The sequence below is a fragment of the Desulfosarcina cetonica JCM 12296 genome (assembly GCF_001311845.1).
In the GTDB taxonomy this organism is placed as follows: Bacteria; Desulfobacterota; Desulfobacteria; order Desulfobacterales; family Desulfosarcinaceae; genus Desulfosarcina; species Desulfosarcina cetonica.
Genome location: NZ_BBCC01000182.1, coordinates 1 through 12,281, shown reverse-complemented (window position 1 = coordinate 12,281; position 12,281 = coordinate 1). Strand labels below are relative to the sequence as shown.

At 53.1% G+C, this 12,281-nt stretch carries 12 protein-coding genes; all 12 read left to right on the top strand.

Features of this window, described 5'->3' with window-relative positions:
* A partial coding sequence (locus tag JCM12296_RS27370; RefSeq protein ID WP_218188316.1) for a hypothetical protein occupies positions 1-355 on the top strand: 355 nt, incomplete at its 5' end.
* Between the two features lie 73 nt (positions 356-428).
* Complete coding sequence (locus JCM12296_RS27365) at positions 429-1,079, top strand: site-2 protease family protein (RefSeq protein ID WP_054699786.1); 651 nt, start codon at positions 429-431, stop codon at positions 1,077-1,079.
* Positions 1,080-1,133: 54 nt separating this feature from the next.
* On the top strand, positions 1,134-3,572 hold the full coding sequence (locus JCM12296_RS27360; RefSeq protein ID WP_054699784.1) for a UPF0182 family protein: 2,439 nt from the start codon (positions 1,134-1,136) through the stop codon (positions 3,570-3,572).
* Positions 3,569-3,748, top strand: coding sequence for a hypothetical protein (locus tag JCM12296_RS42625; protein WP_054699782.1), 180 nt, complete (start codon positions 3,569-3,571; stop codon positions 3,746-3,748). The genes JCM12296_RS27360 and JCM12296_RS42625 overlap by 4 nt, the downstream gene beginning before the upstream one ends.
* Before the next feature lie 39 nt (positions 3,749-3,787).
* Positions 3,788-5,272, top strand: coding sequence for an HAD-IC family P-type ATPase (locus JCM12296_RS40355; protein WP_172684139.1), 1,485 nt, complete (start codon positions 3,788-3,790; stop codon positions 5,270-5,272).
* Between the two features lie 124 nt (positions 5,273-5,396).
* Positions 5,397-6,320 (top strand): HAD-IC family P-type ATPase, encoded by a 924-nt coding sequence (locus JCM12296_RS40350; RefSeq protein ID WP_172684140.1) that lies wholly within the window; start codon positions 5,397-5,399, stop codon positions 6,318-6,320.
* A 405-nt stretch (positions 6,321-6,725) separates the two neighbouring features.
* Entirely contained in the window at positions 6,726-7,139 is a 414-nt protein-coding gene (locus tag JCM12296_RS27345) for a response regulator (protein ID WP_054699780.1), read from the top strand.
* A gap of 384 nt (positions 7,140-7,523) precedes the next feature.
* Positions 7,524-8,744 (top strand): tyrosine-type recombinase/integrase, encoded by a 1,221-nt coding sequence (locus tag JCM12296_RS27340; RefSeq protein WP_054699778.1) that lies wholly within the window; start codon positions 7,524-7,526, stop codon positions 8,742-8,744.
* Positions 8,744-9,202: a hypothetical protein gene (locus tag JCM12296_RS27335; RefSeq protein ID WP_054699776.1), complete on the top strand. Its 459-nt coding sequence runs from the start codon at positions 8,744-8,746 to the stop codon at positions 9,200-9,202. Before JCM12296_RS27340 ends, JCM12296_RS27335 begins: the two co-directional genes overlap by 1 nt.
* Before the next feature lie 152 nt (positions 9,203-9,354).
* Positions 9,355-9,522: a helix-turn-helix transcriptional regulator gene (locus JCM12296_RS50910; protein WP_083456572.1), complete on the top strand. Its 168-nt coding sequence runs from the start codon at positions 9,355-9,357 to the stop codon at positions 9,520-9,522.
* Between the two features lie 105 nt (positions 9,523-9,627).
* On the top strand, positions 9,628-11,505 hold the full coding sequence (locus JCM12296_RS27330; RefSeq protein ID WP_172684137.1) for an AAA family ATPase: 1,878 nt from the start codon (positions 9,628-9,630) through the stop codon (positions 11,503-11,505).
* A 325-nt stretch (positions 11,506-11,830) separates the two neighbouring features.
* The gene (locus tag JCM12296_RS27325) at positions 11,831-12,175 is read left to right on the top strand and encodes a hypothetical protein (RefSeq protein WP_157067937.1); all 345 of its coding nucleotides are present in this window, start codon (positions 11,831-11,833) and stop codon (positions 12,173-12,175) included.
* The last annotated feature ends 106 nt before the right edge of the window (positions 12,176-12,281 follow it).

Here is a 12,281-nt window from a genome sequence, read left to right as displayed (position 1 = left end):
GCAGGCGGCTCGCCGCCTGGCAGGATGGTATCCGTCGGAAATGGCCCGACGTAAGATTCGGCGACGTCGATATCTGCAGCGACAGGGATTTTCATACCTTCGCGTGCGGGTCTTTACCGGCGGGCTCGTGCCGGAAGCCATCGCGGTGCAATTGGTCGCCGAACCGCTGGCGGCGGGCGAACGGACCTGTTGGCCGATGACCCGCGATCCGTCGGCGGCCCAAGACGACGGCGATGTTTATACGGTGCGGGTCCCCGCCCGCCGGCCGGCCTCGGATTTCACCGCTCGGATCATTCCCGAGCACCCGGAAGCCATGGTTCCGTTGGAAAACCCATCCGTCTGCTGGCAGCGCTGAAGGTTGCCCGGTCCGGCATCATGATGCCACCTGAAACCATACCGGCTCGACGACTCCCGGAAGGAGCGTACCCATGATACTGCCCCAAATCATCGTCATTTTATTGTTGATCGAGAGCATCGTCCTCCACGAAATGGCCCACGGTTTTGTCGCCATGCTGTTCGGGGATCAAACCGCCAAGCGTCAGGGACGCATCACCTTCAACCCGATTCCGCATATTGATCCGATCTGGACCATCGTCGTCCCACTTGCGGCCTACCTGCTCTCCGGGGGCAGCTTCATCATCGGCGGCGCCAAACCGGTGCCGGTCAACCCCTATAATTACCGTCGGCCGGTTTTGGGGGACATCTGTGTTTCCGCCGCGGGGGTGACGGTCAATTTTCTGATCGCGATCCTGATGATCGTTTTGATCAACATCGTTTTTCTCGCCTCGGGAAGCCCTGCCGATTCAATCATGGTGCATGTATTGCTCAAGGTCGCCATGCTCAACATCCTATTGGGGGTGTTCAACCTGATTCCCATCCCACCGCTTGATGGCAGTCATCTCTTCAAGTACCTGCTCCCCGAGGATCTGCGAGGCCCCTATGAGAATTTGGGACGCAGTGGCGTGGGATTTTTGATCCTGATCCTGGTCATCAACATCCCCGTCTTGTGGAATGTCATCAGCACGATGATCTACCGGCTGGATCATGCGTTGATAACGAACCTCATTGTTTTTCGCTGAAAAGATATCCGGCTGGCCCGGGAAGCGACAAAGACAACCACAGGAGGTGCCGAAGTGATATCCCAAAAGGGTCGCAAGACCCTCCTTATGACCATTTTCATCCTGTTTGCGGTCCTTCTCGTCCTGACCATCGTCTACCTGCTGGAAAAGCTTGTGGACATCTGGTGGTATGGCGCGCTGGGATACGAATTCTATTTTTGGCAAAGACTGGTCTACCGCTATGTTGTTTTCATCGGGGTAACCCTTGCGTTTGCAGGGCTTTTCTTATTAAACCTACGCATCGCTGCACGGGTTCTTCGGGGCTCGGCCGCTCCCGCCGACCGGCAGACGGAAGATCTTTCTCTTCAGGCGAAATTGCGTCATCGGCTCCGCACGGGATCTTGGGCCGTTTCCATCGTGCTCGCATTGGGGTTGGCGCTTGTGGTTGCCTTTCCCCTTTTCAGGAATTGGGAAATGTTTCTCTTTTACCTGTTCGGGCCTGCCGGTGGTGTCACCGAGCCGGTCTTCGGTAAGGATGTCACGTATTTTCTCTTCTCTTTTCCGATCTACCGAATGATTCAATCCCGCCTGTTGCTGAGTGCTCTCATCCTGTTTTTGGGCCTGGCCCTGCAATACTGGACGGAACAGAAGCGGCTCGCCCAGCAAGACCGGCCGCTGCCCCGTGCCGCCAAGTGGCATCTCAGCCTCCTTCTGTGGGTCATTTTTCTGATCGAATCATGGAACTTCATTTTGCAGCGCAACGCACTGGTCTACCAGACCGGCAACGCGCCACTCTTTTATGGTCCGGGATTCATCGACATGAATTTCAGCGTGCCGTTGATATGGCTCCAACTGGCTTTCTTGACGGCATCCATCATCTGTCTGGTCCTGGTGATTCAGTACAACAAAGGCTTCAAGTGGTTTGCCGGCCTGCTTTTGGGATTCGTTCTTGTCGTCGGTGCCCGGCATGCCCCCCTTTTGCCGGAACTGATCAAAAAATACATCGTCGCACCGAACGCGTTTACCCGTGAGAAACCCTATATCGCCAACAATATTCAATCGACCCTGCAGGCCTATGGCCTCGGGAATGTCGATGTCCGCCAGTTCTCCCCCGGACACCTTTTGGCCGATTATAACGACCCCCAGGTGAAAAGCGTACTCGAGAACATCCCCCTCTGGCAGCCGCATATATTGCAGCCCGTGCTCGAGCAGCTTCAGGACCTGCGGCGTTATTACACCTTTTCGACCGTGTCCGTGGACCGCTATACCGTCGATGGCAAGTATGCCCAAACCTTGGTGGCCCCCCGGGAGCTCAATTACCAAAACCTTCCGAACAATGCGAAGAAGGATTGGATCAACCGCCACTTGATGTACACGCACGGCTACGGTGCGGCCATGACGCCGGCCAACCAGCGGGGCGGCGGCCCCATGGTGTGGTTCATGCACGACATCCCCATCGCCTCCGACTACGGACTGGAACTCCGGCAACCGGAAATCTACTATGGGTTGAAAACCGATTCCTATGTCATTTCACCCAATGGCACGGGCGAAATGGGTTACCCCAAGGGAAACGACAATGTAATGGTCAATTATCAGGGCAAGGGCGGGGTCCCCTTTTCTTCACTGCTTCGCCAGATGGTTTTTGCCTGGTACTACAAGGACCGCAATCTATTGTTCACCACCCAAGCGACCGATCAGAGCAAGATCCTTTTCCGGCGCAATATCGTCGAACGCATTCAGACCCTGACGCCCTTTCTGATGCTGGACAACACCCCATACACGGTGGTGACGCCGCGGGGGGTGTTTTGGATCCAGGACGCCTACACCTATTCCCATTGGTATCCTGACGCCGCTCCCATGGAAACCCAAGGCACGCGCCTCAACTATATGCGCAATTCGGTCAAAATCGTCGTGGATGCCTACAACGGAACGGTGGATTACTACATGTATGACGAGCAAGACCCCATCGTCCGCGCCTACGACCGTATTTATCCGGGTCTTTTTAAGGGCAAGGCCGAGATGCCGGCGGATATCCGCGCGCATGTTCGGTATCCCGGCGACTTTTTCGACATCCAGATGCGGATTTACAACAAATACCACCAAACCGATCCAATGGTTTTCTATCAGGAGGAAGACGTCTGGACCTATGCGGAAGTGGTTGCCGAAGAGGCCAGTACGACGATTAAGCCCCGCTATTTGACGCTCAACCTGTTTCAACCCGATAAACTCGACTTCCTTTTGCTCATGCCCATGAGTCCCAAGGGCAAAACCAATCTGCGGGCCATGGCCTTTGCCGGCTGCGATGAGGGCAACTACGGTAAAATCGTCGTTTACGAGTTTCCCAAGGGTGAGCTGGTGTTCAGCCCGATGCAGACCTATGCCATTATCAATGAAGACCCGGATATCGCCAATCAGTTCACCCTTTGGGATCAGTCCGGATCCAAGATCTTCCACGGCCGCGTGGACATCCTGCCCATCGGTCGGACGATCTTCTACATCCAGCCGATTTTTTGAAATCCTCATATGAGGTGCAGATTCCTGAACTGCAGCGAATTATCGTCAGTGAAGGCCAGGTCGCCGTTATGGAACCTTCCCTTGAGGCGGCCTACAAGAAGCTTCTGCAGAAGGTGAGTATGGAGAAGAAGCAATTGGATGAGCGCTTTCCCGGGATCTCCTCCGGGAATCACTGATTATACCGACATCATATCGAACATTGGAAAGGGAGACAGATGATGACCCCATCAGAGATAGTTCCATCACCAACCGCCGAGGACGTGCCGGATTGGTCGACGGCCAGCCTTGACGAGACCCTGGAGAAGTTGGCCACGTCCATGGAGGGTCTCGATCCGGAAGACGTCCGCCAACGGCTTGAAAAATACGGACCCAACGCCTTGAAGGAAGTAAAGGTAAGTTCGATCAAACAATTTCTTTCCTTCTTTTGGGGACCGATTCCGTGGATGATCGAAGTCGCCGCCGTTCTTTCGGCCCTTGTCAAACACTGGCCCGATCTGGTGATTATTCTGCTGCTGCTGCTGTTCAACGCGGCGGTCGGTTTTTGGCAGGAGCATCAAGCGGCCAATGCACTGGCGGCTTTAAAGAAACAGCTGGCCCTGAAAGCCCGGGTCAAGCGAAACGGTCAATGGGATGAAATCAACGCCGCCGACTTGGTGCCTGGCGACATCATTCGCCTGCGCCTCGGCGACATCATTCCTGCCGATGCCAAGTTGGCCGAAGGGGACTACTTGAGTATCGACCAGTCGGCGCTGACCGGCGAGTCCCTGCCGGTGAACAAAAAACCGGGTGAAGTGGCCTATTCCGGTTCAGTGGCCAAGCAGGGAGAAATGGTTGCCGTCGTTACGGCAACCGGCGGTGAGACGTTTTTCGGCAAGACCGCGGAGTTGGTTTCGGAAGCCAAATCCGTTTCACATTTTCAGAAAGCGGTGCTTCACATTGGTGACTACCTGATCTATTTGAGCCTGGGACTGGCCGTGGCGCTTCTTTTGGTCCAGCTTTTCCGTGGTGCATCGCTTCTCACCTTGGTTCAGTTTACCCTGATCCTTGTGGTTGCCGCCATTCCCGTGGCCATGCCGGCGGTCCTTTCCGTGACCATGGCGATCGGCTCCCGGGCGCTGGCCCGCATGAAGGCGATTGTGACCCGCCTGGAATCCATCGAGGAAATGGCCGGCATGGATATTTTGTGCTCGGACAAGACCGGAACGCTCACCCAAAACAAGCTGCGGCTGGGCGACGTCGTGCTTTTCGATGCCGGGCAAGCCCAGGATGTCATCCTGGCCGCCGCTCTGGCCTCCAAGGCGGAGGACCGCGACGCCATTGATCTGGCGGTGTTGGGTGGGCTTGAGGACCGGCAGCGTCTGGACGATTACCGGCAGAAACGCTTTGTTCCGTTTGACCCGGTCGGCAAACGGACCGAGTCATGGATAGAGGGCTCTCAGGGAAACGCGTTCCGGGTAACCAAGGGCGCGCCACAAGTGGTCATGGGCATGTGCCAAATCACGGCCGAGGACAAAATGCGGGCGCAAAAGGCGGTCGACGACCTGGCGGCCAAAGGCTACCGTACGCTGGGGGTGGCGAGAACCGAAGACGGCGAAACATGGGCGTTCATGGGAATCCTGCCCTTGTTCGATCCACCTCGCGAAGATTCGGCTGAGACCATCAAAAATGCCAAGCGCATGGTATCCGCGTTAAAATGGTGACCGGGGACAACACGGCAATTGCCATGGAAACCGCCGGACAGCTGGGTCTGGGGACGGACATCCAGTCTGCCGAAGCCTTTTTCGGTAGCGGCGCAGGCGGCAGCGCTTTGCCCCCCCACCGGCCCTGGACATCGATAAGGCAGACGGTTTCGCCCAGGTTTTTCCGGAGCACAAATACAAGATCGTCAAGGCCCTCCAATCCGATGGGCACATCGTCGGCATGACCGGCGACGGCGTCAACGACGCACCTGCGCTCAAGCAGGCCGATACCGGTATTGCCGTCAGCGGGGCCACCGATGCGGCCCGTGCCGCCGCGGATCTCGTTCTTACAGAGCCGGGACTTTCGGTCATTGTGAAGGCGGTGGAGGAGGCGCGCAAGATTTTCGAGCGCATGAACAGCTATGCCATTTATCGCATCACCGAAACGATTCGCATCATGTTCTTTGTCGTGTTGGCAATGGTGGTCTTCGATTTTTACCCCATCACCGCGATCATGATTATCCTGCTCGCGTTTTTCAACGACGTGCCGATCATGGCCATCGCCTATGACAATACATGGGTCGACCCCAAACCGGTGCGCTGGGACATGCACCGCGTGTTTACCGTCTCGACCGTTCTGGGTTTGATCGGGGTCGTTGAAACCTTCGGCCTTCTGCTGATCGCCCGGGACTGGCTCCACCTGAGTGGGAGCCAGATTCAAACCTTCATTTTCCTGAAGCTGGCGGTGGCCGGGCATCTGACGCTGTTCGTCGCCCGCACCCGACGCCCGTTTCTCACCCGGCCCTTTCCGGCCGGCACGCTGTTGTGGTCCGCGATCATTACCAAGCTGCTGGCAACCCTCCTTGTCGCTTTCGGTCTGGGGCTCGTTACCCCCATCTCATGGGCGAATATCGGTCTGGTCTGGGCCTATTGCCTGGTCTGGATGTTTATCGAGGATTGGGCCAAGTTGGGTGTGTATCGTCACATGGACCTGAGCAAGCCACGCCATCGGGCCTTTTTGAGAAGAATCAAAACGCCGGTGAATACCGGCCAAGGCACCGTTGGCTGATCATCGTGCCCCAGACAGTCCCCCGGCGTTGCCGGGGGACTGTCTGCCTGGTTGGTATTTTCGGGAAGTCCCATCACAGGCCAATGGCATCCTGCATGGGCAAGATTTCCGCCCCTTCATTCGTTGCCCCCTGTGGGATGGATGCCCATGCGTCGTCTTTCGCCACACCGTGGAAATATGCCCCGCATCACCCCAATTCACATCCCTTGGCGCCTGATCCCAGGCGATTTCTAATTCTGGTTATATTGATTGGAAAATCATATTGTTACCATCCATAAGGTAGGTGAAGAGCTCGGCGCTGGCATATCCTTTGCAATAACCAATGATCAACATGGATTTGCGAGTATTCCCATCGCGTATCCATGATTGTGCCGACGGTATCTCAAACGGATCGAGGTCAAGGCTATGTCGGATCAATCAGAACAGAATCTTGGAATTGTTCTTCTGGCCGAGGATGATGCAGAGATGCGTATCCTTTTATCCCTGGCGTTGAAAAAGAATCAATGCAAAGTCATCGAATGCAAAAACGGCGTTGAGCTCCTATCAAAGATCGAACCGATTTTGAATGGCGAAAAAGACGTCGGATACGATTTGATCATTACCGATATCCGTATGCCGGGAATTACCGGCATGGAGGTGCTGGAGGGCATTGCCGGGTTGCCGGGTTGCCCGCCGATGATCTTGATTACGGCGTTTGGTGATCCGCAGACGCATGAAAAGGGCCGGCAATTCGGTGCCGCCGCTGTCCTGGATAAGCCATTTGAGCTGGCCGAGTTAACGGGCATCGTCCACACCCTATTAGCGCGCAGGCAGCATTAGACGGACACGGCCCGCACCCGGTGTCCCATTTGGTGGATATTATAGCGAATTGACGAAGCCGTCGGAGCCGCGGAGCAACGACGGTTTTTTTGTTCCGGGCGAAAGCCCAAAAAAAAGGGCTTGCAAACACGTTTGCAAGCCCTTAATTGTTTTTAAGTTTTCTGGTCGGGGCGAGAGGATTTGAACCTCCGACCCCTTGAACCCCATCCTAAAAAGGTCGGATTTCAGGCCACTTCAACACTCTTCCTGGTATAACCAAATTTATTGACATAACAGCAAAAACACGTTAATTTCTCTTTCATTGCGTTTCACCAAAAAACGCCATAATAAGGGCAAATCTTGTACCCAATCTTGTACCCAGAAAAAGGGAGAATTTAACGAATCATGGCACTTACCGAATTGGCGGTAAAAAAGCTGGGGAAGAAGAGTAAACGGTATGAAGTAATAGATTCCGGCGGTCTTTATGTCCGAGTGGCTACAACTGGCTTAAAAACTTGGATTTTTCGGTATCAATTCGAAGGCCGGCCGAGAAGAATGTCGCTGGGGCAGTGGCCGGGGATCGGAATTGCATCCGCCCGCGAAAAATACAGCCAGGCACTACAGGAGCTTCAAAACGGGATTGATCCGGGCCGGAAGGCACAAGAGGCCAAAGCGGCGCTGAAGTCCGCACCTACCTTTTCAGATTTGCTTGATGAGCATTGGGAAATGGAGCTTAAAAAGAAAAAGTCAGGACTTCAGACCAAAAAGCTACTTGAATCGAACGTTATACCCGCGTGGGGCAAGTGGAAGGTGGCCGACATCAAGCGGCGCCACATAGTAATTTTGCTGGACAAGATCGCCGAGCGTGCGCCGATCGGAAGGAACCGAGTCCACGGAGCGCTTTCCCGTATTTTTAATTTTGCGGCCGAGCGTGGTGTTATCGATGATTCACCATGCACCAGAATCAAGAAATTGCCGGAGAAGGGTAGGGACCGGGTTCTGACCGATGATGAAATCAAGGCCTTGTGGGATGCGCTTGATTTGGGAAACAAGGATATTGACCTTTACAAGCCGACCAAGTTGGCGCTGAAGTTGATTCTTTTGACCGGACAGCGGCCGGCGGAAGTGTGCGGCATGCAGTGGGCCGAGATCGATGGGGAAACTTGGACAATCCCAGCTGAGAGACGCAAGACGGCCGATGAAAATAGAATCCCATTGCTACCCATGGCCAAGGCCGTGATCGATGAGGCCAGGGCTTTTTCTGCCGATTGCCAGCATGTTTTCCGTTCATCATATAAACCAGAAAAGCCGATGACGAGACATGCATTAACACGTTCTGTTGATCGGCATTGGTCGGAAATGGGGATTGAGGAAAAATTCACACCTCATGACCTGCGGCGAACCCTTAGGACAAGATTGGCTGAACTGAAGGTCGATGACGTTGTAGCTGAAAAAATACTCGGCCATCGCCTTCAAGGTGTGCTGGGAATTTACAACCGATATGATTATGCCAAAGAAAAGCGCCAAGCATTGGCCCGCTGGGAAATCCGACTGGCTGAAATCCTGGGGCAAACTGATGGGCATAGCAACAAGGTAATCGACTTGGCGGCAAGGCGGGGGGCGTGATGATCGATCTGAATTTGTACCATCGGAAGTCTGAATTTGAGCGGACCGGAAACCCCCTGTATGCGTGGGATATGATCCTTGAATGCAGGAAGGAGAATAAGTCATTCCCACAATGGGTGTTGGACTACCTTGAAGTCGTTGCCGATGAGTTGCTTGACCTTGAGCCGCCAAAAGGCAAGGCACCGGCACAGATACGGGACGCCATGGGATTCAAGGGCAAACCATTTGAAGAGTATCGGCGATTTCGAGAGCGTGGCTCCAAACAGGAATTCGATTGCAAGCTAAAAATGTATTATTGGATTGAAGCTCGTCTAACGTCTGAAAAATCAAAAGAAGAGGTCTTTATGGCTGCCGGCCGCGAATTCTATGGGGAAGATCCAGATACAGACGACCACCTTGCTGTTGTGAGAAAGAATTTTTATGAAATTGAAAAGATTTTTAACGGTGAATATGAATAAATATAGTTAGTTATAGAGGTACAATACCTCTATCCATTGTTGCAACCAAGTTCTATCCCTTACGATGCCTAACAGATGACAACCTGTTAGGCATTTTTGTTTTTGAAAGGAGAAGATCATGGTCAAAAAGTCCAAAGCGGTAGAAAAAAGTTATTCGATGGGAAGATCTTAAAAAGCGTCTTGGGGTTTCGTCCGTAACTGTTTGGCGATGGGAGCGAGACGGAATTTTCCCAAAACGGGTGAAACTTGGTCCTGGAACGGTTGGTTGGCTTGAGTCTGAAGTTGACGGTTATTTTGAACGGATTGCAGCGGAGCGATAATAAGTGAAAATGCCCAACTTCAACATAGCGCCAAAACAGCATGACCACGACGCCCAAGCACCGATGCCGGCGGACATGGACCCTGTAACGGCCTTCACGGTCGCCATGGCTGAGCATGGGCTTAACCCTGGCGAGATCGTTGCAGACGGCAACATTCAACGCTTCGACGTCGATAAACCAGGCGATAAGGCCGGATGGTATTCACTTCACCTTGATGGCGTACCGGCCGGCGCCTTCGGCAATTTCAAGGGCGTCAACGATCAAACGTGGTGCGCCAAAAAGCGCCATGAGATGACCGATGCCGAATGGGCCGAAAACAAACGCCGGATTGATGATGCCAAACGCCAGCGGGAAGCGGATGCCATGCGCCGATGGCAGGCCGCCAGGGACAGGTTGAAACCTGTTTTCGATGCGGCGGAACCTGCCGACCATAATCACCAGCATCTTGTCCGAAAAGGCGTCAAGCCTTATGGCGATCTACGCCAGGCAGGTGAATTGCTCCTTTGGCCGCTTCATGATGAGAATTTCGAGTTTTGGTCATATCAGGAGCTTTACCCCGAGAAAAAAGTTTTCCACCCTGGCGAAAAGCCGCGAGACAAGCATTTTCCTGGCGGAGGACGGCAGAAGGGTTGCTTCGGGTATATTCCAGGAGATGGACCGCCCATCATTTGCGAGGGGTTTTCGACCGGCGCCACGATCCACGAGGCCACTGGCCGGCCTGTCTACACGGCGTTAACTGCCGGAAACATACTGGCGGTCGCCCGGATTATCCGGGAGAAGTGTCCTACCGATCAAATCACCATTGCTGGCGATGACGACCGATGGAAACCGGAGCTTGGAAACGCCGGCCGGAAGTACGCCGAGCAGGCCGCAAAAGAGATCAACGCCAAGGTGGTTTTCCCATCGTTCAAAGACGTTTCCGGCAAGCCAACCGACTTCAACGACCTGGCGTCGGCCGAAGGCATCGATGCGGTCAAACGGGTGATCGATGGCGCGGGCGCCAACTATCTAAAGGACGCCATATTAACGACTGGCGATTTCAAAAAAATTGAAGTCCCGCCAAAGACATACAGTTTGTTTCCATGGTTGTGGGATGGCTGTTACGGAATGATTTCCGGTCCGCGTGGTTGTGGAAAAACGTGGTTTATCACTGGCGTGGCAGACGCAATAACGCGGGGTGAAAGTTTCGGACCGTGGAAATGTCACGAACCGAAGCCATGTACAATTATTGATGGCGAAATGCCAATGGGCGACTACCAAGAGCGCATCGACCTGATTGGGCTTGACGGTGACCGCGATGCTCCCCTTTATCTACTATCCGATGCCTATGTTTGCGAAATACTTAAACGACCAAGCATTAACCTCGGATGCGAGGAAACAAGAAAACTATTGCGCGAAGTGCTTCTTGATTGCGGCGTGAAAACAGCTTTTTTTGATAATGTGGCAAGCCTTACGCCTGGCATGGATGAGAATTCAAAGCAGGAATGGGACCCCATCAATCAATGGTTGATCGGCCTTCGATACGCCGGTATCTCGCCATGGCTGATTCATCATCTGGGGAAAAGCGGCGATCAGCGCGGCACAAGTGGCCGAGAAGACAACATCGATATTTCGATACGGCTGATGAAACCAACCGACTATCAACAGACCGATGGCGCGCGATTTGTCGTCTCCTTCACCAAGAAAAGGATTTCCCACAAATGGCTGCCGCTGGTTTCCGATCTCGAAATGCAGTGCCGTCCGGATGACAACGGCAAATATATTTGGACGTTTGGAAATCCTGCCATGAATAAAGAGCTTTCCGTTTTGAACCTATTGATATGCGACATCCCCCAAAAGGATATCGCCAAAGAGCTTCAAATATCCACCGGCCAGGTTTCAAAGATTCGAAAAAAATTAACTGATTGCCGCATGATTGAACCCGGAAACATCCTCACGGTTGAAGGTAAAAACGCCCTCGTCAAGGCCGGTTTCGATGTCTGAAAATGTCGATTTAATCGCTAATAGGAATCATTCACATAAGTTTCCAAGAATCGTCAAAAACAGGGGGTTGGAAACTGAAAAATTTCCGGAAGTTTCCAAAAAGTTTCCGGCACCAAAACGAAAAACATAATGGTTTCAGAAAGTTAAAAAATTGAGTTTCCATGAGTTTCCAACAAATTTCCAAAGCCAGTGCCAAGTTTCCACCCCCACCCTGTAGGGGGTGGAAACCTGGAAACTGGAAACTTCGGAGAATCATTATCAATAAGAGGGTCCGTCAAGGGCTTTTCCCTTTGGCGGAAAAATGAAAGGGGGGTGAGAGACAAGAATGAACGATCACGAGTATTGCATAAGGAGCGGCGGCATCATGGCGTATGGTATTTTTATTAACCATATATCGGGACGCCTAAGCGAGCTTTACGAGCTAATCTCTTTTTGTTGGGAGGCAAAGCGTTCCGGCATTTCTCAGTATGTAAAAGAAATTTCGTACAACTCAAGTGAGCAACTGGCGACGATTACGTTTAAAATTAAACCGACATATCAAGATCCAATTTATTTGGCAGTACATCGCGTGGCCAGGGAAACGCTGGATAAATTTCAGTTGTTTGGCGATGCGTATCTGAAAGATGGACACACTTTAATCAGATTGGAGGATAAAAATCATGTTCGCTAAATCAAACGGTCAAGCCGTCTGGCCATCAATCCCGCAAGAACAAGTAGACACTCGCGAGAAGAAACTTCAAGCCATGGTGGCGGACATCGGTAACCCCCTGATGGAC

What these genes read in the sequence shown, in the direction of transcription:
- JCM12296_RS27365 (WP_054699786.1), top strand. Translation starts at nt 429, where the DNA reads ATGATACTGCCCCAAATCATCGTCATTTTATTGTTGATCGAGAGCATC.
- JCM12296_RS40355 (WP_172684139.1), top strand. Translation starts at nt 3,788, where the DNA reads ATGATGACCCCATCAGAGATAGTTCCATCACCAACCGCCGAGGACGTG.
- JCM12296_RS27345 (WP_054699780.1), top strand. Translation starts at nt 6,726, where the DNA reads ATGTCGGATCAATCAGAACAGAATCTTGGAATTGTTCTTCTGGCCGAG.
- JCM12296_RS27340 (WP_054699778.1), top strand. Translation starts at nt 7,524, where the DNA reads ATGGCACTTACCGAATTGGCGGTAAAAAAGCTGGGGAAGAAGAGTAAA.
- JCM12296_RS27335 (WP_054699776.1), top strand. Translation starts at nt 8,744, where the DNA reads ATGATCGATCTGAATTTGTACCATCGGAAGTCTGAATTTGAGCGGACC.
- JCM12296_RS27330 (WP_172684137.1), top strand. Translation starts at nt 9,628, where the DNA reads ATGGCTGAGCATGGGCTTAACCCTGGCGAGATCGTTGCAGACGGCAAC.
- JCM12296_RS27325 (WP_157067937.1), top strand. Translation starts at nt 11,831, where the DNA reads ATGAACGATCACGAGTATTGCATAAGGAGCGGCGGCATCATGGCGTAT.